This is a genomic window from Shewanella sp. 10N.286.52.A9 (assembly GCF_041468985.1).
GTDB lineage: Bacteria > Pseudomonadota > Gammaproteobacteria > Enterobacterales > Shewanellaceae > Shewanella > Shewanella japonica.
The window spans coordinates 1-23,301 of the sequence record NZ_JBFRJQ010000035.1; the positions used below are offsets into that span (position 1 = coordinate 1).

Annotated in this window: 20 protein-coding genes; 9 read left to right on the plus strand and 11 right to left on the minus strand. The window is 39.5% G+C overall.

The genetic code is table 11. The features are described 5' to 3' along the window. Positions 1-104: 104 nt before the first annotated feature. A complete protein-coding gene (locus AB4128_RS19655) occupies positions 105-1,025 on the minus strand; it encodes a bifunctional methionine sulfoxide reductase B/A protein (RefSeq protein WP_211030833.1) in 921 nt (306 codons plus the stop codon). Positions 1,026-1,206: 181 nt separating this feature from the next. Here AB4128_RS19655 and AB4128_RS19660 point away from each other — a divergent pair, with 181 nt between their 5' ends. Continuing rightward, complete coding sequence (locus AB4128_RS19660) at positions 1,207-2,046, plus strand: isopenicillin N synthase family dioxygenase (protein WP_372038695.1); 840 nt, start codon at positions 1,207-1,209, stop codon at positions 2,044-2,046. A 118-nt stretch (positions 2,047-2,164) separates the two neighbouring features. Beyond that, positions 2,165-3,109: a ribosome biogenesis GTPase YlqF gene (ylqF, locus tag AB4128_RS19665; RefSeq protein WP_372038696.1), complete on the plus strand. Its 945-nt coding sequence runs from the start codon at positions 2,165-2,167 to the stop codon at positions 3,107-3,109. Between the two features lie 51 nt (positions 3,110-3,160). Here the strand turns inward: ylqF and AB4128_RS19670 are convergent, their stop codons facing one another. Both AB4128_RS19670 and AB4128_RS19675 read right to left on the minus strand, forming a co-directional pair. After that, positions 3,161-3,634, minus strand: coding sequence for a low molecular weight protein-tyrosine-phosphatase (locus tag AB4128_RS19670; protein WP_372038739.1), 474 nt, complete (start codon positions 3,632-3,634; stop codon positions 3,161-3,163). A 175-nt stretch (positions 3,635-3,809) separates the two neighbouring features. Then, complete coding sequence (locus AB4128_RS19675) at positions 3,810-4,649, minus strand: DNA ligase (protein WP_372038697.1); 840 nt, start codon at positions 4,647-4,649, stop codon at positions 3,810-3,812. A 221-nt stretch (positions 4,650-4,870) separates the two neighbouring features. Here AB4128_RS19675 and AB4128_RS19680 point away from each other — a divergent pair, with 221 nt between their 5' ends. Beyond that, positions 4,871-5,245: a diacylglycerol kinase gene (locus AB4128_RS19680; protein WP_055024411.1), complete on the plus strand. Its 375-nt coding sequence runs from the start codon at positions 4,871-4,873 to the stop codon at positions 5,243-5,245. Between the two features lie 43 nt (positions 5,246-5,288). On the opposite strand, the gene AB4128_RS19685 is transcribed toward AB4128_RS19680, so the two are convergent. After that, on the minus strand, positions 5,289-6,134 hold the full coding sequence (locus AB4128_RS19685) for a LysR family transcriptional regulator (RefSeq protein WP_372038699.1): 846 nt from the start codon (positions 6,132-6,134) through the stop codon (positions 5,289-5,291). A gap of 545 nt (positions 6,135-6,679) precedes the next feature. Here AB4128_RS19685 and AB4128_RS19690 point away from each other — a divergent pair. Continuing rightward, a complete protein-coding gene (locus AB4128_RS19690) occupies positions 6,680-7,567 on the plus strand; it encodes a hypothetical protein (RefSeq protein ID WP_055024409.1) in 888 nt (295 codons plus the stop codon). A 193-nt stretch (positions 7,568-7,760) separates the two neighbouring features. Continuing rightward, on the plus strand, positions 7,761-8,786 hold the full coding sequence (locus AB4128_RS19695) for a GGDEF domain-containing protein (RefSeq protein ID WP_372038700.1): 1,026 nt from the start codon (positions 7,761-7,763) through the stop codon (positions 8,784-8,786). On the opposite strand, the gene AB4128_RS19700 is transcribed toward AB4128_RS19695, so the two are convergent. From AB4128_RS19700 to pdsO, 3 genes are all read right to left on the minus strand, one after another. Further along, on the minus strand, positions 8,778-9,389 hold the full coding sequence (locus AB4128_RS19700; protein WP_055024407.1) for a class GN sortase: 612 nt from the start codon (positions 9,387-9,389) through the stop codon (positions 8,778-8,780). The two genes, AB4128_RS19695 and AB4128_RS19700, sit on opposite strands and share 9 nt — an antisense overlap. After that, the gene (locus tag AB4128_RS19705; protein WP_372038701.1) at positions 9,386-11,893 is read right to left on the minus strand and encodes a marine proteobacterial sortase target protein; all 2,508 of its coding nucleotides are present in this window, start codon (positions 11,891-11,893) and stop codon (positions 9,386-9,388) included. The genes AB4128_RS19700 and AB4128_RS19705 overlap by 4 nt, the downstream gene beginning before the upstream one ends. A gap of 80 nt (positions 11,894-11,973) precedes the next feature. Then, a complete protein-coding gene (pdsO, locus tag AB4128_RS19710; protein WP_372038702.1) occupies positions 11,974-12,789 on the minus strand; it encodes a sortase-associated OmpA-like protein PdsO in 816 nt (271 codons plus the stop codon). A gap of 230 nt (positions 12,790-13,019) precedes the next feature. Between pdsO and pdsR the strand changes: the two genes are divergently transcribed. The 3 genes from pdsR to AB4128_RS19725 all read left to right on the plus strand — a co-directional run bounded on the left by pdsR (position 13,020) and on the right by AB4128_RS19725 (position 17,154). Beyond that, entirely contained in the window at positions 13,020-13,712 is a 693-nt protein-coding gene (gene pdsR / locus AB4128_RS19715; RefSeq protein WP_055024404.1) for a proteobacterial dedicated sortase system response regulator, read from the plus strand. Then, positions 13,712-15,877, plus strand: a complete 2,166-nt coding sequence (pdsS, locus tag AB4128_RS19720; protein WP_372038703.1) for a proteobacterial dedicated sortase system histidine kinase — start codon at positions 13,712-13,714, stop codon at positions 15,875-15,877. The genes pdsR and pdsS overlap by 1 nt, the downstream gene beginning before the upstream one ends. A gap of 80 nt (positions 15,878-15,957) precedes the next feature. Beyond that, entirely contained in the window at positions 15,958-17,154 is a 1,197-nt protein-coding gene (locus AB4128_RS19725) for a cystathionine beta-lyase (protein ID WP_055024402.1), read from the plus strand. 145 nt (positions 17,155-17,299) lie between these two features. Here the strand turns inward: AB4128_RS19725 and AB4128_RS19730 are convergent, their stop codons facing one another. The 4 genes from AB4128_RS19730 to yegD form a co-directional block, all read right to left on the minus strand. Continuing rightward, positions 17,300-17,944 carry a CatB-related O-acetyltransferase gene (locus AB4128_RS19730; RefSeq protein ID WP_372038704.1) on the minus strand — a complete coding sequence of 215 codons (645 nt, stop codon included), beginning with the start codon at positions 17,942-17,944 and terminating at the stop codon, positions 17,300-17,302. A 277-nt stretch (positions 17,945-18,221) separates the two neighbouring features. Beyond that, a complete protein-coding gene (locus AB4128_RS19735; protein ID WP_055024400.1) occupies positions 18,222-18,704 on the minus strand; it encodes a zinc ribbon domain-containing protein in 483 nt (160 codons plus the stop codon). A gap of 261 nt (positions 18,705-18,965) precedes the next feature. After that, complete coding sequence (locus tag AB4128_RS19740) at positions 18,966-19,388, minus strand: CreA family protein (RefSeq protein ID WP_225442264.1); 423 nt, start codon at positions 19,386-19,388, stop codon at positions 18,966-18,968. Between the two features lie 92 nt (positions 19,389-19,480). Continuing rightward, positions 19,481-20,845 carry a molecular chaperone gene (gene yegD, locus AB4128_RS19745; protein WP_372038706.1) on the minus strand — a complete coding sequence of 455 codons (1,365 nt, stop codon included), beginning with the start codon at positions 20,843-20,845 and terminating at the stop codon, positions 19,481-19,483. 328 nt (positions 20,846-21,173) lie between these two features. Between yegD and ppk1 the strand changes: the two genes are divergently transcribed. Beyond that, positions 21,174-23,300, plus strand: coding sequence for a polyphosphate kinase 1 (gene ppk1 / locus AB4128_RS19750; protein ID WP_372038707.1), 2,127 nt, complete (start codon positions 21,174-21,176; stop codon positions 23,298-23,300). Position 23,301: the final 1 nt, after the last annotated feature.

Below are 23,301 nucleotides of genomic sequence, written 5' to 3' on the forward strand. Positions count from 1 at the left end.
TATCTCAGGACGGGACAAATTTATACATAAAAAAGGCGAACTATTCAGTTCGCCTTTTTTTTATGTTAATACTTTATTGAAATATTAAAAACCGGCATCTTTACTTACTTTTTTAATATAGCCTCAAACTGTTTCATCGCTTGTTCGAACTTAGGCTTAATTAAAATTTGGCAATAGGGCTGCTCTGCATTATTGGCAAAATAATTTTCATGAAAACTCTCTGCTTGATAAAACGCTTCAAACATTGTTACTTCTGTCACAATAGGTTTAGGCCAAATACCTTGCTGAATCAGTTTACTGATAGCAATAGTCGCAGCATCAACTTGTTTGGCATCATGAGTAAAAATAACCGAACGATATTGAGGGCCTTTATCATTGCCTTGACGATTTAATGTCGTCGGATCATGAATCGCAAAAAATACTGCAAGTAATGTTTGATAACTTATCACGCTAGGATCATAAGTCACTTGAACAACCTCTGCGTGGCCAGTAGTTCCACTGGTGACCGCTTCATAATGCGCATCTTCAGTTCCACCGCCGCTATAGCCAGAAATTACAGATTCAACACCGTCTAGACGTTGGAATATCGCTTCGATACACCAAAAACAGCCAGCACCGAAAGTTGCTAGCTCCATCGACTTTGCTTTTGCTGAACGTTCATTTTCAATTTCTTCTTTGCTTTTAAACACCATCGAAGTTGAATTGACACAATGACGTGTATTTTTACCCGTTAACATTTCGCCTTTAAAAACATGGCCAAGATGGCCACCGCATTCGTGGCAGGTAATTTCTGTGCGTTGACCATCAGCATCCAGCGTTCTATCTATAGCACCGTGAATTTCGTCATCAAATGCTGGCCATCCACAGTAAGCATTAAATTTAAATTCGCTTTTATATAATGGGTTTAAGCATTTTTTACATAAGTACAAGCCTTCTGCATCATGATTGACGTACTCTCCACTAAATGGACGTTCAGTTCCTTTTTGCTCAATGACATACTTTTCAAACTCAGTTAATTCGTTCATTTGCATCGTCCTAACTTCAATCTAGACCTTCATACTTTAAAGCAATTTTTCAGATATGGCAGTATGCCGAATAAAGATCACTAATTCGACTTATTAGACCTGTTTTTACTTCAAAAAATTGCGACAAAGTGTGACCAAGGTTAAAATCAGCATGGGTCAAATAAAACAATAAGTAGAAAATATGAAATTAGAAACCATTGATTACCGCTCAGAAGATTGCGCAAAGCAATTTGTTGAGTCATTACGTGAGACCGGATTTGGTGTTTTATCAAATCACCCTATTAGCAAAGAGCTCGTAGAAACCATCTATAAAGAATGGTATGAGTTTTTTCAATCAGAACAAAAACAGGATTTTCTGTTTAAACCTGAAACCCAAGATGGCTTTTTCCCAGTATCAATATCTGAAACGGCAAAAGGACATACAGTAAAAGATATCAAAGAATATTTTCACGTATACCCTTGGGGTCGTATTCCTGAATCATTAAAACAGAATATTCTTGCTTACTATAAACATGCAAATCAGCTCGCCGCTGAACTACTCGGCTGGATTGAACAGTATGCGCCTGAGGACGTCGCCAAGCACTTCTCTATTCCTTTACCTAAAATGATTGAAGATAGTCAAAAGACATTATTAAGAGTGTTGCACTATCCACCAATGTTAGGTGATGAAGAACTGGGTGCAATCCGAGCAGCAGCCCATGAAGATATTAACCTTATCACTGTCTTACCAGCAGCGAATGAACCAGGATTGCAGGTTCAAACCAAGGACGATACTTGGATTGATGTCCCAAGTGACTTTGGTAATATCATTATTAATATCGGCGACATGCTACAAGAAGCCTCTGGTGGTTATTACCCTTCGACATCGCATCGTGTGATCAATCCAGAAGGCACTGATAAAACTAAATCAAGGATCTCTTTGCCACTATTTTTACATCCTAACCCTGAAGTTGTGCTTTCTGAACGCTATACTGCAGACAGTTATTTAATGGAAAGATTAAGAGAACTTGGTGTAATTTAAGTTTGTTAACGTTTCCAAGCAGTTTAAAGCGTCTTTTGGCGCTTTTTTTTATCTTTTAGAGGCATAACAAGGTAGAATATGCCCCCCTTGTAAGTAGTGGTTTAAAAAAGGCAAACTCATGGCAATTCAATGGTACCCAGGACACATGCACAAAGCTCGTAAAGAGATTGAAGAGGCAATGCCTCAAGTCGATCTTGTCATCGAGGTTTTAGATGCACGTATTCCATACAGTAGCGAAAACCCTATGGTGTCAACGTTAAGGGGCGATAAGCCATGTATCAAATTACTCAATAAATCTGACTTAGCCGATCCTGAAGTCACTGCTCGCTGGATTGAATACCTTGAACAAGAGCAAGGCGTTAAAGCAACAGCCATTACCACGCTTCAACCAGGTCAAGTTAAGAGCATTCCTGATATTTGTCGTAAATTAGTACCAGCTCGAGACAAAGTAGAAAAAGATATACGTACGATGATTATGGGGATCCCAAACGTCGGAAAATCAACCATTATCAACACACTGGCTGGCAGAACTATCGCTAAAACCGGTAATGAGCCCGCTGTGACTAAACGTCAGCAGCGTATTAATCTCAAAAATGGCATTGTACTATCAGACACGCCAGGCATCTTATGGCCAAAAGTTGACAATGAATCAAGTAGTTACCGCTTGGCAGTAACCGGTGCCATTAAAGATACCGCAATGGAATACGAAGATGTTGCTATGTTTGCGGCAGAATATTTCTTACAAGCTTATCCTATAGCGATTTGCGAGCGATACAAGCTCGCCGAGCTTCCGGAAACCGATATAGAATTACTCGAAGCGATTGGCCGTAAACGTGGTGCACTTAGACCTGGTGGCCGTATCGATTTACATAAGGCGTCTGAATTATTACTGCATGAATTCCGCTCAGGAAAAACAGGTTTACTAACACTAGAAACGCCTGAAATGGCAGAAGTTGAAAAAGCCGAAGTCGCTAGACTATTAGCTGAAAAAGAGGCGTTAAAGCAACAAAAACTTGAACAAGAAAAGCTAAAACGCTCAGGCAAGCGACACCAACAAGGTTAACGAACAAAAAAGGCTTACCACTCGGTAAGCCTTTATTTTAAAACATCTTGTTTACAACATTTTCTTTGCCAACTGACTTAAACTCGCTTCAAGCAAATCAAGAACTAATTCAAAACCTTGCTCGCCACCATAGTAAGGATCAGGCACTTCCCTTGCTTCCCCTTCCGTATCTGTAAAAGATAATATCAACTGCAGTTTATGTTGATATTGAGCAGGACAACGCCTCAGTAAGTCATTTAGATTATTCTTGTCTGCCGCAAGTATTAAATCAAAGTGTTCAAAGTCGCTATCGAGTACTTGCCGCGCCTGCATATTGGTAAAATCTAATCCTCTCTTCTCACCTGCTGCTATAGAGCGAGGATCTGGTGGATTGCCTTGATGATATGCAGCTGTCCCCGCCGAATCAATTTCTACCGTTAATGAAAATGATTTAGCCTGCGAACGAAACACCGCTTCAGCGCTGGGTGAGCGGCAAATATTACCTAGACAGACAAACAAAACCGATTTTATCTTGCTGAAATCCACTTTACTGGTAACGTTACGTGTATTAGTCAAGCTCACTAAATTACTCCTCACCGTGTTAACGGCTCAATTCTATATAAACCTAAACATAAACTCTATTGCTCATACTTATTCATTATTCTTGTTATTGTTATTGTTATTGTTATTGTTATTGTTATTGTTATTGTTATTGTTATTGTTATTGTGACTCTCTAACACGCAGAAAATGAGCGAACCGTGGAATGCCATTTTTAGTGAGTCCTAAATATTGATAAGTAATAATAGCGCCCAAAGGAGGCGGATTACGTCGTAGCTCATTAGAAAAACCAGAACCAAGATTAAATTGTTTTCCATTTGGCATTTCAACCTTAAGTGACCCCATCAAGCCTTCGAACTTTCCTTTGCCTTCATTAAAACCAATAACTCGCGCTTCAGCATCATATTTAGGTTTTAACTTTACAATATTCTGACTGCGGCCAATTTGATAATACCCAGATTTAAGATGAAGCATTAACCCTTCACCATTGTTTGCAATAACATGATCAAGTTGAGCCATTAATTGCGCTGTAGAGACAAGCTCCTGTTGCTCTATCGCCTCAATATATCTGCTTTCTAAGGCTATTTGTTGCATTGCATTTACGCGCTCAACAAACATCCCCCCATGCTCTGGCAAGTCAAAAATCATATATTTTACCAACTTCCACTCAGCATGATGTGAATGTGAACTGCGAGCTAACGCTGATACCGCATCAAATTCACCTTGCTTAATCCAAAGTTCTCCATCTAATGCTGTTTTGGGGAAATCTGCAGTAAACCAATCGGGTAAAATCATGACTCTTCCCGAACGCGACAGCATTTGATTTCCATCCCAATAGCCTCTTACTCCATCAAGCTTTTCACTGATCAAGTATTGAGTAACATCGGTGTCGGTTTGGTAACGCATAGCGAGTTGGAGCGCGGGCTTATTATTAGCATCTACGGCATCTGAAATCAGCAAAGCCATAAACACAATTAAGACTGACAATATAAATCGAAACATAGTAGCATCCTTGCTAATTTGAGTGATGGTGGTGGCAATATCCTATCGTACTTATTTTACGGTTCTTTATTTATTGAACTCATTGATTATACTAACCATTTTAAAAACCAATATTTAAAATGATTAATGATTCAAATACAGTTTAGTCAAATATGGCTGATTTGCTTATTTAGCTTACAATGCTAAAGGTTTAGGACATATCATCAATAATTAGGTCACCTATGAAACCCACTAATAATCACGGTATTAAACGCATCATACGAGCAACAGGTTTTTCATTTAAAGGGTTAACCAGCGCTTGGAGAAACGAAGCTGCTTTTAGACAAGAACTAATATTATGTCTTTGCCTTGTTCCCATCGCTTTAATAGTCGATGTCAGTGTGATTGAAAAAATCCTCATGATCATGACACTATTTATTGTACTGATAACTGAACTACTTAACTCAGCGATAGAAGCCGTGGTCGATCGCATTAGCGATGAAATTCACCCACTAAGCGGCCAAGCAAAAGATGTTGCCTCTGCAGCAGTATTTCTCAGTTTATTATTATGTGGACTGACTTGGATAGGGATTTTAACTCATGCTTACCTGCTTTAACCTATTCACAATTTAGCGGTTCAGCCATAATGTGTTCAGGCTTTCATGCAATACGGTTTAATAAACCAATAACTTTTTCAATTTCATTCATTCGCTCACTTGTTAGCGCATAGGATGCATAAACGTGGCGCCGGATTTCTTTCACATCACAAACTCGATGCAATTTGCCGCAGGCAATATCCTCTGTCACCATAACTTCAGGTAAAAATGCACACCCTTTATTTTGGATAATAAAGTCATGGGCAATTTGCGCTGAACTCGTATGCAAAACGGGTAATGGAAGTGCTGTTAACTCTTGTGCATGAGTAATATTAAAAGCAGTGCCCCAATCCACTTTGACATAGTGCGAAAGAGCCAAATCAGAGATATGCAAATTAGCTTGAGTGGAAACAAGTAATAAATTTACTTGGCTTAAGGTAATTGTATCAATGCCATCAATATGGAAAGGATCGAAGCTTAATGCGATGTCCAGTGTCGTTTCTGCCATCTTTTTTGCCATCACAGCTGAAGTAATCACATCAGTACGAAGCGACAGGCCGTGTTCAGTTTTATATAAAGGTTGTATTGCCGTTTTTAAATAACTTTCCCAAATATTATGACCCATGCCTATCGACAACTGAACACTGTGCTGCTCTATTAAGGAAACATCTTGCTTGGCGCGTTCCAGAGCAGTTAATACGGCATTAGCATGGGCTAACATTCGCTCACCCGCAGGAGTTGGTTTGATATTATTGCGTTCACGATCAAATAAAATAACACCTAGCAATGATTCAAGCTGTTTTAGCCTAAAACTGACTGCACTGCGGGTGATATATAAGTTATCAGCAGCCTTGCCAAAGTGACGAGTACGATAAACTTCAAGAAACGTTTTTAATAAATCAGTATCCATAATGGATTTTTACTCAATGTCTAACAAAACATAAACAGTCTAATCGCGTTTTATAGCAAAATTATGGCAGCGTGTAATCAAATTTAATTTACGCATATGACTTAAGTATAGGACTTAGTTGAAGCAGCTTTTCTTTAACCATTTGGGGTATATTTCTCCACACCTTGCTCGTTACATATTTGTTAACGTGCAGTCAAAAAGATGACATTTAAAGTTCTTCTGACACATTAAATAATGCTAATTTAAAGATGATTAAAACGTGCTAGCTAAATAAATAGCAATGAAAAAAAGCCGACAAGCAATAACCGTAAACCATTGAAATAAAACAATTTAAAATAGGCTTGCAGTTCTATAGTTTTACCGCCAAATGTTTAATACGAATAAATCGTGATCTTAGTTCTCATTTTTACATTTTTACAGCAACAAAAGCTTCACATTTAGTTACATAATGTTAGTATGACTACATAATAAGATATAACCCTGATTAACAATAACAATAAAAGCACAGTTTACTGATTTAAGTAATTTTAAAGTGCGGAGAATAAATGTTAAAGCAAGCCTTCGTAGGACTTTTAGCTGCAGCCAGTTTTTCTGGCCATGTTAATGCAGATGAGTATAAATTCACCATAGGTGCTTTTTATGCCAGTTCCGACTCCACAATGCTTGTTAAAAGCGCCAAAGATACTAATAGTTATTATTTATTAGATTTCGAAGATGATCTGCTACTTACTGAAGATCAATTCCTGCCTTTTTTTGAATTCACATATAGTTTTAACGACCGCCACAATATCTATCTTGACTGGAAGTCACTGCACCGTAACGCAGATACACCTCAATTAGGATTTGATATCGAAATCCCTGAGTTTGGTGATAACGATGATAATTTTTTAATTGATGGTGAAGCCAAAATTTCGACAACCTTAAATATTGATATTCTTCGATTAGGCTATGGCTACGACATTTGGGAAGGTGATAATTATACAGTGGGTGCTTCAATCGGCTTACATACAATGTTTGTTGAAACCGTATTTGAAGGCAATATAGGCTTATGTGAAAGCCGAAGCGATCCAAATGCCTTGTGTGACACAGCAACTTTTACCCCTCGTATTGTTGATAATGCCCTTACCGCTCCGTTACCTGATGTAGGTGTTTACGGAAGTTATGAGTTTTACCCTGGCTGGGTATTTAATGCTCATGCACAATACTTTGCGATAAAATATGACAATGTAAAAGGTTCTTTAGTTGATATTCGAGCTGGGGTTCAAGCTATTATTTGTGAGAACTGGCATTTATCATTAGCCTATAATTATTATGATGTTGATGTTGATATTGAGCAATCTCGTAGTATCTTAGACACTGAATTTAGAACCTTTGATTATAATATTAATTACAGTTTCACTGGCCCAATGTTTGCGGTATCTTATTCTTTTTAATATAAATTGAGCACTCTATCTTAGGGTGCTGAGTTTGACGTTATTTTTAAATCATTTAGCAAGTTGAACGCGTTCAAGAAAACTAAGCCCTCATTGGCCAAATTGTATTTAATTCAGCTTGGCCTAAAATTAGTACAACGTTTTAAACTCCTGCCTTAATTCGCTAAGTGATGTATCAGAGATGAGGGATTAAATGTCTAACGAGCTACTGAAAACAGCGGCATTAAATTTAAAAAAAGCTGTCCCATTGATGCTAAAACATAGCATCCCTACCACGCCAACCAATTATGCTCTCTGGTATGCTTACGTTTCAGAGTCTAATCCAAAATTAAACATTGCGCTTGATGCTACGATTGCACAAAACCAACAGTACTCTCCGACTTCGAGCGAGTTACTATATCGACAACATATTGCCGATCCTGTTGAATTAGACGTAAGAAGCATGCGCCAGAACCTAGATGCAATGGTTTGCGAACTGTCTCAATCTCTTAAAGACACCAACCACGATACAACCACTTTTCAAACAAAAATCCAAAAAGAATTCAGCAAATTAGCAGAACTGGAAAATCAAGGCTTTTCGTTGGAACAAGTGATAAAAGTTGTCAAAAATATCGTCAGCGAATCTGCAAACATTCATTCAAGTACAACCAGTTTTACCCAGCAGCTTGATAAAGCACAATCAGAAATCAATGCCTTAAAACAACGTCTAGCGGAAACCGAAAAAGATGTGCTTTATGACGCATTAACAGAAGCATTAAATCGGCGTGCATTTGATGATGACATTTCTGCGTTGGTCAATCAGTCGCCCAATGGAGCTTGTTTAATCCTAATTGATATTGATCACTTCAAGCAGTTTAATGACACTTACGGCCACCAGCTAGGGGATTTAGTACTTAAAGTGGTCGCTAAACGCTTACAAGAATCTTGTCGAGATGGTGTAAAACTCTATCGATTTGGCGGTGAAGAATTTGCAGTAATTATCCCCAATAGCCAACAACGCGTAGCAAGACAACTTGCAGAAGCAATGCGCCGTTCAATAGAAAAACTCAGTGTAAAAGACCGCCGTAGTGAAGCTCGCATTGATAACATTACTGCGTCTTTTGGGGTTAGCGAATGGAAGCACAAGCAAACAAGTAGTCAACTGATTGAAAGTGCAGACACTCTACTATATGAAGCTAAAAGGCTAGGTAGAAACAGGGTCATGCCAATCTCAAATTAGGCGATGACTGCCGTTGACTTTTTTAGCCGTCACCACATAACGATAATCACTGTTGGCTGATAAATCTTCAAATGGATAGCATGTAATCAAGGTTAATTGATTATCCGTTGTCATATCTAACACCTCGGTTTGTGTTTCGTGAACAATATCGGTACTTACGATAAGGTATTGCTGTAACACGCCTTGGGATGTTTGTAGCTCAACAATGTCGCCTCTTTTGACATTTTGTAAAGGCAGAAAGTGGGTATCTCTATGCCCCGCAATGATGGTATTACCCTGCTCACCAATCCCAGCTCCATTAAGCAATAAACTAGGACCAAAAGCGAGGTTTCTGCCAGAAGCACCTGCTAGTACAAACATAGGCTGACCAATTGGGTAAAAATCATGTTCTTTATCAGCAAAGAGTTTAAGCTTCCCAACTGGATGTGTGTCAGCCCAGCGCCAAGGTTTATGAGGACGCTGATCGGCTAAGGTTTTAGTCCACGCTTGTTCAATAAGAAATTGCGCAAAGTTTGCTTTAATTTGCATATACGCTCCATGTGATAAAAAACTCAGCCCAATCAAGGCTACACTGCAAGGAATAATCCATTTCATAGAAATCATAAGCAAGCCTCCTCATTAGGTTTCTTCGGTAATATCAATTTCTGACCTGGTAAATACCCTTTTAACCAACAAGCATTTAATAAGGCTATCAGTAACAGACTAAGCCCAATTAGCACATTCAAACGACTTGAGGTTGCGGTTTGTGGAAGCACTCCTACTGATTGATTTCTTCCTGCTGGCAGATGTCTCTTCACTTGTTTTTGCGCGGCCATCTCTGCCATAGGTTTAACCGGTGTAGTATCAATGGCAACCAAACTCGTTTGTGAAGTCACTAAGTGATACTTCATACCAAGCGCTTCAACTTGTTTTTTAATCCGCTGCTGATTCGCTTGTGTGCGAGTTGCTTCAATAGCCTGAATTTGTGCATTAGCCCACAGCAAATCTAGCCCACTAGCATTGTGACTTGCAGAGGTATTGTCCTGACGTTTAATCTGTTTTTGCCAGTACTGACCTTGGGTATAACCCGATACAATAAAGTCTTGTTGATTGTAAGCTGGCGACTTAACACTGACCAATATGGGCTCATTTGTGTACAAATCAGGAATTTGTGCTGGCCAATAATCTGGTATTGTCCCATCGGCATACGTCAAAGAAACATTGGTGGCAACTGGTTTTTCAATTTTTGCCATTAACTTAGTTATTTTTTGGTTCACTTCTGAAGTATTACCAATATAAGTAAACGTACCTCGACCAAATAAAGCCGCGCGCTCCATAAAGTAAGAATTTGGAGCAGCGCCAATACCGACTGTAAATAAACGGCTTTGTCCTAACTCCGCTTCAATCTGTTGAAAAATGCCATGTTCATTACTCACTGCGCCATCGGTAATAAAAATAACTTGTCTTAAAAAGTGGCTTATATCAGATACTGCTTGTGCTTGCTCAACCTGTAACGCCGCAGATAAGGCTTTGCCAATTTCAGTTCCGCCATTGGCTTGCAACCCTTTTACAAACTGATGCGCACGGCCAATATTACTACTTGTGCCAGCGAGAGACTGCTGAGATAGCCGATTAACATTATGATTAAACTCATAAATATTAAACTTATCTTGAGCCCTTAACCCAGCTAATGCATAGAGGATAGATTGCTTAGCTTGTGAAAGCGCAGCACCCTGCATCGAACCAGAGGTATCAATCACTAGAATTAACTCTCTGGGTGTATGTGAGGTATCTTCAGTATGCTTTTCACTTATCAGTGGCGGCGATAGCATCACAAGATCATATTGAACATCTTTCAGTCCAGATACATGAGGTGAATTATCATTTTTTGAGTTAGCCGAATCAGTCTTCTTCTGATGGGTTTGGCCCTGCTGAGAAAATACTGCAGCGATTGGTTGATAAGACTCTTGATGCTCTGCCCGCCATTGAAGCACAAAATCTTTATTCGCTTTTTCTGGCTTGGCAAACGAAACAAGCCATTGCTGATGATTCGAAAACGACTGAACTTGAGCTGCTTGTCGCACCTTAGCGATCTTGTGGTAGGGACTTGTTATAGCCTCTGCTTTCACATCAAAACCCGCATCTAAATTTACCGTCATATTCACCATTAATGCGTTATGATTTGACTCTTCCAGCCCCACATTCAAGTCTTGCTGCAAGTATGGGTCGGACAAGATTTCAGACTGAGTTTCGTCAATGAAATATTCAGGTAAGTAACGAGTGACGATATCAGGCAACTTGCTCGAAAGAGATTGATAAGACAAATAAGAATGCTGTTTAATGTCCGCGTTACTTTTTTCGGCTGATGACGCCAAGCCTTGTTGGCTATCTTGTCGTTGTAAACGCGCCGGTGTATAACGGGGGGTAATCGTCATAGGAAAGCGTAAGCTAAACATGCCTTCTTTATAATTCAGCTTCTCTTGATAAGTGATCTCCACAATTGCAGTTTCGCTAGGGCCCAAATTCGCGATCTCAGTGGTAAAAATATTGGGCCGTTGCTGGCTCACTAAACTTGCTCTTTTACCTTGAGATTTTGCCTTTTCAAAATTAGCTTTTGCTTGCTTTTTAGGCTGAATAACACCTTCAATACTACGATCGCCAATAATTAAGCGCATACTGTCTACGGCACTGTTATGAGATAAAGGAAACACATAACTGCCATTTATCCACTCAGACGAATTATTCATAAAGGTTTGCTTAACACTCACCCTATTTGTCCAGCCAGAAACATTCATTGTTACATCCGTGCTTAACGGCAAGCTTTCATACTGTTGACCACCTTGCTGATAACGTAGTACTCCTTGGGTGACTTCTTGATACCGACTTTCAATCGGAATCACCGTTTCGAGATCAGTTGTAACCGATGTAGCCATGGCATAAACAGGAAACAATACACTTAAAACCATTAGTCCAAGTAACACAGATGCAGATACGCTGTAGCCGAGTATTGATTGACCACAGTTGTTACAACTTCTATCACTAGGAGTTGGCTTATTAGATTCATAACCTGACAGGCATGCCTTATCGGCAATGGCGTAGCAGTGTGCTTTTGAGTTGATACCTTTCATTTGCTCTCTCCATGAATTCAATATCGCCCTAAACCAATACCTAATGGCACCTTGCTCAAGGCGATAATGAAGTAGGTAAATTAGTTGGCAGCTAATGCTTCACCTACAGGCATAACTTTTAATGTCACTCTTCGGTCAAAAAAGTCATTTTCAAAGCTTTGTTGCTCATGTAATGGCGCTGAAGCACCATATGCTTGAGAATGTAATCGCTCTGCTGACACACCTTGACTCACTAAGTAACTTGTCACTTCTATTAATCGCTGCTCTGACAGAGCTTGATTAAATTTACTGTCTCCACGTCTATCGGCATATCCGGTTAAATCCAGTTTTAATTCCGGTGATAACGCCATCAAATACGCCACATCATCAAGTTGTTGCTCAAAATGAGGTTCAATGGTCGAAGAGCCCGTTTTAAACTGAACATTTAAGCCAATCGCTAATTCTTGTAATTGCTGCTGTTGCGCCGCTTTTAAGTCAGAGAGCTGAGCTTGAACATGAAGGTATTCATCTGTCACCTCAGCAAGCGACTGCTGCTTTTCATGTAATGCAGTAAGCTCTGAGGTTTGCATTTCGATAGATAATTTCTGTTGAGCTAATAACTCTTTTTGCGACTGAATTTCGGTATCGTCACCGACAGTTTTACCAATTAACGTACCTGCGAATGCTCCAATGATGGCGCCAACGGGTCCACCAACGACAGCACCAAGTACAGCACCTGATGTGAGACCAACCAATTCTTCTGTGTGCTCTCTTTCCTCACCCTTCACTACCAACTCAGTATTAGCGTTATCATTGTCATAGGCGCTTGCATCGAAATGATTAACATCATCTGCTAGTGACACATTTGAAAAAGAAAGACTGCTGATGATAGCGATGGCGATTAGTTGTTTTTTCATGATATTTTCCTTTCAGTGTTTTAATGTGATTAATGAACTCAACAACTTGTTTACTGCGTGTCGTTAAGTTGATGTCACTATTAAACACCTCAGAAATGGCAACCTCAGGGCATAAAAGTGGCAATGTGCAGATGAAATGTGGCAACAATATGGCAATGTGTCTGAGGCGATTTTTTTGCAGTTAAAATCATGTATAGTCAGCCATATAAGCCAAAACAAAGATTAAATAGATGAAAAGAATCGCCATCGTTGAAGATGAAGTCGCTATTAGAGAAAACTACAAAGAGTTATTGCAGCAACAGGGCTACAGCGTACAGGGATATGCCAACCGACCTGCTGCGATGCTGGCATTTAATGCTCGATTACCAGATCTAGCCATCATTGATATTGGCCTAGAGAGTGAAATCGACGGTGGCTTTACTTTATGTCAGTCACTACGTTCAATGTCTAGCAGTTTACCGATCATTTTTTTAACCGCTAGAGACAGCGATTTTGATACTGTCTGTGGTTTACGTTTAGGCGCTGATGATTATTTATCAAAAGATGTTAGCTTCCCGCATTTAATCGCACGTATTGCTGCATTGTTTAGACGTTCAGAACTTATCGGCGCAGCCAACGTAGAAGATAATTTAATTGAACACGGCGCGTTAACCATTGATGGTAATCGTATTCAAGTGTATTGGAATCAACAACCGATTGAGCTCACGGTGACTGAATTTTGGATGGTACACGCCATGGCGAAACACCCTGGTCATGTCAGAAGTCGCCAAGATTTAATGCAAGAAGCTAAGATATTTGTAGATGACAGTACAATTACTTCTCACGTTAAACGGATCCGTAAAAAATTTATTAGTGCCGACAAAGACTTTGATTGTATTGATACGGTTTACGGCATGGGCTATCGCTGGGACAGTGTCAATTAATGTTTAATATTCCCATTGGACTAAGGGCCAAAGTTGTCATTTTATCGCTATTTTTGCTGTGCTTACCTTGGCTTGGGTACGAGTATGTATGGGAAATGGAAAAGTACTTACGTCACGGTCAGGAAAAAACCCTTGAAGGTACAACTCAAGCTTTAGCCACCGCCTTACATGAACGGCCAAAGCTGTTTAATCATCAAGCCAGCTTTTTAAGTCAGGTTGAAAAAGGTCGTGACTTATACGCCTACCCGCTTTCTGGTCCAATCCAATTAGATGGTAAGCTGCACGATTGGCAGCAATACCAACATCGAATGATTAACTACTCTAATGAGCACGTGATCTTTAATCGAAATGAAAACCAACCAGTCGATATTCACTTTACGCACATGGTGGGTAAATATGCTGGGTATTTATATGGCTTTTTTCAAGTCAATGACAAGCACGTGGTATTTCGTAATAAAAATAGTTTACGGGTCGACAAGAACGATCATTTAGTCATCGCTACACAAGCGCCAGATGGACAATTTCGTCGTTATATTATTGCCAACACAGAAGATGGTTGGTTAAGTGCGTTTGAGCTACCGCAAGATCCCACTTTATCCATGCCTGTTACTCCAGAGATCCGTATCCAAGGTCAATGGTTAAGTACTGCTGAAGGTTACAATGTCGAGTTTCGCTTGCCGTTATCTATGGTGGGAAGCAAGCTTGGTTTTGCAATATACAATGTCGATGATATTAAAACTCGCACAGTAAATACGATAATTGGTACCTCAGCCATCGATTCAGTTGCCCATCTTGGTACGGTACTGGTGCCATCACCAGAAATTGAAAATATCATTAAGGGGATGAGCCATAACAGCTCTCGGATTTGGGTCGTCGATAACCATGGCAGAGTGTTAGCAAAATCTGGAGATATCCGTGCCAATAATAATGTTTGGTCATCCAGTTTAGCTGAAACTCAAACCAGTAGCGCTTGGAGTCAGTTTAAAAAAGATTACTTATTACCACTTTATTATAAAATCCTTACCAAGCCGCCACAGGACTTTGTCGACTCGTTGCAAGACTCTACCGAACTAAGCGGTAGTCATATTCAACAGGCATTAAATGGCAAACGAGGCTCAACTTGGCGTTTAACGCCTGACAATAAAGCGGTGGTATTGGCTGCTGCGAGCCCTATTTGGATTGATGATAAAGTGATGGGTGCTGTCATTGCAGAAGAAACCACGCATGGCATTCGTACATTGCGTAACCGTGCATTAGAAAAGCTATTTAATGTCATCTTAACGATTATGAGCATGGGTACACTTGCCTTATTTATTTTCGCATCAAGTATTTCTAGCCGCATACGTAAGTTACGAGATCAGTCAGAGCAAGCCATCGATAGCCAAGGCAGAGTTAGACAGCAAATTGTGCCTTCTAAAACCCGTGATGAGATTGGGGATTTATCACGAAGTTTTGCCAATATTGTCGGACGATTAGGCCAATATACTCACTACCTTGAAAACATGTCATCTCGCTTATCTCATGAGCTTAGAACACCTGTTGCTGTTGTTCGATCTTCACTTGAGCATTTAAGCTTGCAGCCACTTGAACCAGCAAGTGAAAAATACGTTAATCGTGCTCAAGAAGGCGTTAGCCGCCTACATTTAATCTTAAATAACTTAAGCGAAGCCACGCGGCTAGAAGCAAGTTTGTCCCACGCCGAGCGCAGTGAATTTCCGCTGCAACAGGTTGTCAGTGGTTGTATGCAAGGCTATCAATATACTTATCCAGACAACGAATTTGCAATCGACATTGCGACTAACCAAATGATGATGAATGGCGTGCCCGAGTACATAGCGCAATTGATGGATAAATTAATTAATAATGCTATTGAGTTTAGCACTCAAGATACCATACAAGTATCGTTAACCTTATCTGGCAAAATCGCTACCTTAAAAGTAACCAATAAAGGACCGTTACTGCCAGTCAACATGAGTGAGCAAATTTTCGAATCAATGGTATCGATCCGTCCTCAAGGGGTGCAAAGTAAGCCACACTTAGGATTAGGCCTATACATTGGCAGACTAATTACTGAGTTCCATAAAGGGACAATAAAAGCTGAAAACCTTGCAGATGGAACGGGAGTTACTTTCACACTCACCTTCCCTGTAACTGAAGTAAAATAACTTTATTTTAGCCGTATAGATGTTAGGATGGCTAAAATATCAAATACGCCTATCACCTTGTAAAGATTGGGAATGCATTTATGAGTCACCAGCAAGATAAATTAGCCACTCAAATTGTCAGTGTTGGCCGAGACAAAAAGTACACTAAGGGCATTATTAATCCGCCTGTATTTCGTGCATCTACTGTCGTTTTTGACACGATGGATGACATGCGTTTTGCGATAAAAAACAAAACTAATGGTGAAATGTTTTATGGTAGACGTGGAACACCGACTCACTTCTCATTCCAGCAAGCAATAAGTGAGCTTGAAGGTGGTGTCGGCACTGCATTATACCCTTCTGGTTCAGGCGCTATTAGTGGTGCTTTATTATCATTTCTAAAAAGTGGCGATCACTTACTTATGGTCGACAGTGCTTATGAGCCAACACGAGACCTGTGTAATAAGTTACTGGCAGGCTTTGGAATTGAGACCACCTACTACGATCCATTAATTGGCGAAGGCATCAAAGAACTTATTCAGCCTAATACCAAAGTTTTGTTCTTAGAATCTCCAGGATCAATCACTATGGAGATTCAAGATGTACCGACATTAAGTCGTATAGCCCATGAACATGATATTGTGGTAATGCTTGATAATACTTGGGCATCGCCAATCAACTCACGTCCATTTGAGATGGGCGTCGATATTTCAATCCAAGCTGCAACCAAGTACATTGTTGGTCACTCTGATGTCATGATGGGAACAGCGACAGCTAATGAAGCACATTGGGAACAATTGCGTGAAAATAGCTATTTGATGGGACAAACCACCTCGCCAGATGATGTTTATATGGCTGCTCGAGGATTACGTACTTTGGGCGTACGCATGGCTCAACATGATAAAAATGCACGTATAGTCGCTAATTGGTTAGCAAGCCGTCCAGAAGTGGATCATCTCCGTCATCCAGCCTTTGATACTTGTCCTGGCCATGAATTTTTTGAACGTGATTTTAGTGGTGGTAACGGTTTATTCTCGTTCGTATTAAAACAAGGTAACTTAGCTTCGGTCACTGCATTTGTAGAAAATATGCGCCACTTTAAAATGGGCTTTTCATGGGGGGGTTATGAAAGCCTCATCCTTGGTGTTTTTGGTATTAATAAACTGAGAACCGCCACTCAATGGGATAGCAGCAAACCACTTATCAGGTTGCATATTGGTTTAGAAGATCCTGAAGATTTAATTGCAGACTTAACCGCCGCTTTTGAGCGTTATGCAGAAGTGGAAGCCAAACGTTAATTCGTCAATTTAGTTTAAAAATGTTAGCGAAAATACAAAAAGGCCAAACATACTTTGTTTGGCCTTTTTATTAAATGAGTGAAGCTTTACCGGTTTCAACCATTATTCCACCAGCAATATGGCAGCATTTCAACCAGCAAGTATCTTAAGAAATACTTTTATTAGCATCATAATCTAGTGCTTTCGCCTTTAATTGCTGTATATCTGATGCACATAAATACCTTTTTAACGTTTCAAACTTTTCAGCAGGCCAATCATAAATGTTGAGCAGTGTCAGCTCTTCGATGATAGCAGGCTCAAAACGATATTTAACTAATTTGGCTGGAGAGCCACCAACAATACTATAAGGAGCAACATCTTTCGTTACTACGCTATTCGCAGCAACGACAGCACCTTCACCAATACTGACACCTGGCATTACCATGGCTCGCATGCCGATCCATACACCATCATGAATATAAGTATCGCCTTTACCAATGTAAGCTTCATCGATGTAATTCATAAATGGGTACAAGCAAAACCAATCAGTTCGATGAGTGTGATTTCCTCCCATCAAAATGACGGCCTCAGCGCCAATACAAACGTAATCACCAATATGGAGCTTATCAATTTCCCATCTAGGCTCCCAATGACGACTGATTTCATCACCGTGTAAATACCTGACAACCGACTCTTCAAAACCATTATCCCAACTATCACTATAATAGCTATGTGTTCCCTTTATTGTGATATTGGAGTTAGTCACGACATCATGTAACAACTGAAATCTAGACCAGTGTTTTTCATGCATATATAACCTCAAGCTAATATTAAATAATAAAATGATTTACTTAACATTAAGCTCGTCAATGGACTCGAGGTTGATTTAATAACGGGATAAGTTGCATTATGACACTCTACAATAAACACAGCTTATAATAATACACCTGTATACTAACGTGTAAAATATATCTGTTGTTCTAACTTTGACATCGTTTAACTTTGACATCGTTTTGGGTAAGTAACAGCCCGTACTAAACCTGATGAACATTGTGTAAATTAAACAAAGATCAATTTGGCTAATTTGGCTAATTTGCATTCACAACTGATTGCAGGACTTTACGTAACTCATCACTATTTTGTTTCGATAACCCAAGAATGATACTCGGTTTTTGGCCACGTGTTTCTATTTCAATTTTATCCCAGATGATCCCACTTCGATAATTGAATCCAGCAATCTTATTCCAAGGCACTTCGTCAGTATTATTCCAAAGACGAAATATCCCCGGTGAGTTAATGGTAATTTTATCTTCATCGGTAATGATTTCTTGCGGCAACAAACGGAAACGAAACAATAATGAAGCAAGTACTTCTGCAGTAAAATGCATGGATATTTGTGTCACATCAACACTTATTTGGCTAAAACGATAATGGCAATATCCGCATACTTTAGCCCCTTCAGGCAAGGTATGGCTGCAGTCTGGGCACGTATGCCCTGATAAAAAAGATAAACAGGCAGCGCATTTTACTGCGCCGCTAGCAATACTCGTTTTGCAATAGGGACAGTCCATATACCCTCACTCATGTATTTAACAGAAAACAGATTCATGCCTTAGGTTTGAGTATAGAATCTTCGCCTTAAGCATGTTATTTGATATTTACTCATTAGCGACTATCAGATAATGCTTAATAGCTCATTGCTAGTCGTTAATGTTTATATCTAACAATTAGTGTCTAATAGCCATCATCGACGCTATTTATCTGAATGTTATTTTCAAATGTCGACACTAAATCGAGTCAATACAAGCCAGTTAATGCTATACAAAGCTAGACTAAATAGCAGGTTGTGCTTTCCTGTACGCTTTGGTTCCCCATAAAGGTACTGTAGATAGGCTGTGCTTATAACTACCTGATGTCTCTTTGGTTGAGTACGACACATACATTAACGTTTGGTTTTCTTTATCAAAGATACGACGTATTTTCATCGTCTTAAAAAAGATACTTTTCGACTTTTTAAAAACAATTTCACCCGATGCTGACATATCAATACCGGCAATCATTTCCGGTGTGATTTCACCCGTTTGGCGGCATGAAATAGCTGAATCTGATGGGTCTGAAAAGCTTAAATCAGCTTCAATACTTGCCACATGACAAGTTACCCCAGTCACAATGGGATCAACCATCATATTGAGCTTAATATCTTTAGTGGTAAACACCCCTAAACTGACTTTACCCACATCATCACTACAGCTCATTGTGAGGAAACTTGTTGCAACAATCAGTAAGGCTGACGATAGTTTTTTGTTTAAAAATAAGCTTGATTGAGAAAACATAAAGCGACTTTTCCTTAAGAGTTAAATTCTTTGCTTGCCCAGCGCACTAACCCACTGGTAACACTGCCAAAGTGATCGCCAACAACAATATCTGCACCAGTAAACTGATCAGCAATGCATTGATGTATCACCGGACTTTTTGCCGTCCCGCCTGTGACATAAACAACATCAGGTAACACACCAGCTTCATCTACCGCTTGCTTCATAATAGTGACTAACTTAGCAATGGGTTGCTCAACAGCGATTTCAAACTCATTTTGATTAACAGTGACGTCAAATTCTGGCTCTATAAACGTTAAGTCTGCAGCATAGGTTGAGGCTGAGGATAACCCAATTTTTGATTGCTCAGCTTGACGCACAAACTGATAACTCATTTGGTGCAACCTTAAGGATTTTAGTCGAGTCAGTAATTGTGGCTGTTGTGCATCCTTGATTAGTTCATCAATCAACTTAGCAGTAGACAATGCGCTAAATTCACGCTGCGCACTTATGTCATTCACAGCAACCCCATTCCAAAATGGTTGGCGAGGCACTGTTAAGTTATTTTTTAGTTTCGAGCCTAAACCAAGATGCGGCATAAAACAGTTCATGGCAACGGCAATATCTAAATCATTACCGCCAACACGTTGACCACTGTGACCAAGAACATCATCTGAGCGATCGGTTTTATGCTGACGCTCTGGTCCCATTTTCACCATAGAGCAATCAGTAGTACCGCCTCCCACATCCACAACTAACACGGTTTGATTGCTATCCATGGAGGCTTCATAATCCATCGCTGCTGCCATTGGCTCAAACAAAAAACGTACTTCGGTGAATCCAGCTCGTTTTGCGGCCGTTTCTAATATCGTTTGTGCTTGCTGATTACTTTGCTCACCACCAATACCTTGAAAGTTAACAGGTCGGCCAATAACTGCTTGCGTAATCGGTTCATTAATTAATTTGTTTGCACGGGACATAACCTCTAGCATCATCAATGTCACGATATCTTCAAACAAAGCAACTTGTTCTGGACGTAAACCACTGGCGCCAAGAAATGATTTTGGCGACCGGACATAAAAACCTTCATCAGGTAATTCCAGGTATGCGTCAATCGCTTCAGGCCCAACAAAAACCACTTGTTCGTCAGGGTAAATATCTAATTCATGGCGAACTTGGCGTGCACGGCTTAATTGTGATGAACGTAACTGGGCAAATTCTGGCTGAAGTTCTGGTGCAATGCGTTGATATACCGCTTCAGCAATCAACTCTCTATCCATTGCATATAAGGTAGAGGATAAAAAATGACTATCACCATTTATTGGAATTAAACTCACTTCACCATTTTTTTCTACGCCAACAGAACAGTTTGCACTGCCATAATCAAACCCAATAAACATTTCTTACCACTCAAAATTTCAAATCAATGCTAAAAATAACACAAGCTTTATATCGGATCTTATAAAGTTTAGTGTTCACTGTTATTTAGCTGACAATTTCATCAATTGGTTTAATTTGCTTAATCAATTTGTTGCACTATTGAATTTACTGAAAACAGTGTTCGCCTCAATAACATCACAAAATTGTCATATTACTGCATTAAAATACCTTTTGAACTTTATTCATATTAAACAGTGAATTAGCTATTCCACCCTACCGTATTATTTTCGCACCATTCGATTATGGCTTTTATGAAAGTATTACCGCGATGCTTTGCAGGAGCAAAATGTGACTGAATCCCGTCATCTAAAATTCGTTGATAAAGAACTGTCTTGGTTGTCATTTAATGAACGTGTATTACAGGAAGCTTATGATGCTTCTGTACCACTCATTGAGCGAGTGAGGTTCTTAGGGATTTTTTCAAGTAACATGGATGAGTTTTTTCAGGTCAGAGTCGCTGCAGTGAGACGAGCGATACTCGTTTCTGGTATCAGTTCTAAACAACTTAAGTACCAGCAATTAATGAACAAAATTCAGGAAAAAGTTTTCGACTTACAAGAGAAGTTTGATCAAATTTATCCTGTATTAATGAAAGAGTTAGCCCGCTGTAATATCTTTTTAATTAACGAGACTCAACTGAGTGAGTTTCACAGTGCCTGGCTTAAGAAGTACTTTAAAAATCAATTAAAGCGTCATATAGCACCCCATATCGTCACCGATGAAAGTGATTTAGTGCAGCACTTAGTTGATGGGACTACTTACTTAGTCGCTAGCCTGCAATCGGGCGATAATAAAGAGTACGCTTTGGTAGAAGTGCCCAATAAGAATGTACCTCGATTTTTAGAACTACCAACTGAAAAAACATCAAAAATTAAACACTTAATATTGCTAGATAATATTATACGTCACTGTATTGATGATTTATTTAGACCTTTTTTTGAGTTCGATACCATTCAAGTTTTCTCAATGAAAATGACCCGAGATGCGGATTACAACATCAGTAATGAGCTTGAACAAACAACACTTGAACGAATGACAAAAGGGATTAAAAAACGTTTAAATGCTCAACCCGTGAGGCTAGTATATGACCGCAATATGCCTGTAGATATGCTAGAAATGCTAAAGTCACACTTGCATATCAGCTCTACAGAGTGTCTTGTGCCGGGCGGCCGATATCATAGCTTCAAAGACTTTATGGACTTCCCCAATCCAAGTCGAAAAAAACTGGTAAACGAGAAGCTTCACCCCATTGATAGCAGTCAGTTTTTAGCGTTTGACAACAGTTTTGATGCAATTAGGCATAAAGATATTATGCTTAATTACCCGTATCATAAGTTTTCTCATTTTACTGAATTAGTCAGACAAGCCGCTTATGATCCAGCAGTTAAATTTATTAAAATTAACCTTTATCGAGTAGCGAAGAAAAGCCACATTATGCAGTCACTGATTGATGCCGTTAAAAATGGTAAACAAGTGACCGCAATCATTGAACTTAGAGCCCGTTTTGATGAGGAATCAAACATTAACTGGACTCGGCACTTAGCTGAAGCCGGAGTGACTGTGCATCATGGTATTCCGAGTTTAAAAGTCCATTCAAAACTATGCCTCATTGGCCGTAAAGAGCATGGTCAAACCCAGTATTATTGCCACATAGGTTCAGGTAACTTTAACGAAGGAACAGCCCGTTTTTATACTGACTTTTCGTTGTTTACCGCCAATCAAGATATTGCAGGTGAAGTCAAACAAGTCTTTGATTTAATTGAAAGGCCTTACCGTAAAGACGAATTTAATCATCTCATCGTCTCGCCTTATAACTCGCGAACACGCTTTTTAAGCTTAATCGATGATGAAATTGTACAAGCTAAACAAAACAAGCCTGCCAGTATTCAGCTAAAACTGAATAATTTGGTGGATGACATCATGATTAATAAGCTATATGAAGCCTCGAATGCCGGTGTCAAAATCACTATGCTTATCCGTGGCATGTGCAGCTTGATCCCGCAAATACCTGGGCAAAGTGACAACATTAAGGTTTATAGTATTATCGATCGTTATTTAGAGCATTCACGGGTGATGTTGTTCCATGCTGGCGACGAACAAAAACTGTTTATTGGCTCCTCTGACTGGATGACGCGTAATATTGACGAACGAATTGAAGTCTCAACCCCAGTATACGATAAGCAGTTAAAACAAATGGTTATTGCTATACTTTCATTGCAATTTAAAGATAATACTAAGTCTAGGGTGATTAATCAGCAGCATGATAATCGCTATAACCCTAGAGGAAACAAACGCAAACTTCGTAGTCAAGTTGCTATTCATCAATACCTTAATAGCTACGAAAAGAAAGTAAAAACTGCATTAGCAGTCAAACATAACAATAAGAACCAAGCAGAATTACCACAAGAGGCTTAAA

What these genes read in the sequence shown, in the direction of transcription:
- pdsR (WP_055024404.1), top strand. Translation starts at nt 13,020, where the DNA reads ATGAAAAGAATCGCCATCGTTGAAGATGAAGTCGCTATTAGAGAAAAC.
- ylqF (WP_372038696.1), top strand. Translation starts at nt 2,165, where the DNA reads ATGGCAATTCAATGGTACCCAGGACACATGCACAAAGCTCGTAAAGAG.
- AB4128_RS19685 (WP_372038699.1), bottom strand. Translation starts at nt 6,134, where the DNA reads ATGGATACTGATTTATTAAAAACGTTTCTTGAAGTTTATCGTACTCGT.
- yegD (WP_372038706.1), bottom strand. Translation starts at nt 20,845, where the DNA reads ATGTTTATTGGGTTTGATTATGGCAGTGCAAACTGTTCTGTTGGCGTA.
- AB4128_RS19655 (WP_211030833.1), bottom strand. Translation starts at nt 1,025, where the DNA reads ATGAACGAATTAACTGAGTTTGAAAAGTATGTCATTGAGCAAAAAGGA.
- AB4128_RS19695 (WP_372038700.1), top strand. Translation starts at nt 7,761, where the DNA reads ATGTCTAACGAGCTACTGAAAACAGCGGCATTAAATTTAAAAAAAGCT.
- AB4128_RS19730 (WP_372038704.1), bottom strand. Translation starts at nt 17,944, where the DNA reads ATGCATGAAAAACACTGGTCTAGATTTCAGTTGTTACATGATGTCGTG.
- AB4128_RS19735 (WP_055024400.1), bottom strand. Translation starts at nt 18,704, where the DNA reads ATGGACTGTCCCTATTGCAAAACGAGTATTGCTAGCGGCGCAGTAAAA.
- pdsS (WP_372038703.1), top strand. Translation starts at nt 13,712, where the DNA reads ATGTTTAATATTCCCATTGGACTAAGGGCCAAAGTTGTCATTTTATCG.
- AB4128_RS19700 (WP_055024407.1), bottom strand. Translation starts at nt 9,389, where the DNA reads ATGATTTCTATGAAATGGATTATTCCTTGCAGTGTAGCCTTGATTGGG.
- AB4128_RS19725 (WP_055024402.1), top strand. Translation starts at nt 15,958, where the DNA reads ATGAGTCACCAGCAAGATAAATTAGCCACTCAAATTGTCAGTGTTGGC.
- pdsO (WP_372038702.1), bottom strand. Translation starts at nt 12,789, where the DNA reads ATGAAAAAACAACTAATCGCCATCGCTATCATCAGCAGTCTTTCTTTT.
- AB4128_RS19690 (WP_055024409.1), top strand. Translation starts at nt 6,680, where the DNA reads ATGTTAAAGCAAGCCTTCGTAGGACTTTTAGCTGCAGCCAGTTTTTCT.
- AB4128_RS19705 (WP_372038701.1), bottom strand. Translation starts at nt 11,893, where the DNA reads ATGAAAGGTATCAACTCAAAAGCACACTGCTACGCCATTGCCGATAAG.
- AB4128_RS19680 (WP_055024411.1), top strand. Translation starts at nt 4,871, where the DNA reads ATGAAACCCACTAATAATCACGGTATTAAACGCATCATACGAGCAACA.
- AB4128_RS19660 (WP_372038695.1), top strand. Translation starts at nt 1,207, where the DNA reads ATGAAATTAGAAACCATTGATTACCGCTCAGAAGATTGCGCAAAGCAA.
- AB4128_RS19675 (WP_372038697.1), bottom strand. Translation starts at nt 4,649, where the DNA reads ATGTTTCGATTTATATTGTCAGTCTTAATTGTGTTTATGGCTTTGCTG.
- AB4128_RS19740 (WP_225442264.1), bottom strand. Translation starts at nt 19,388, where the DNA reads ATGAGCTGTAGTGATGATGTGGGTAAAGTCAGTTTAGGGGTGTTTACC.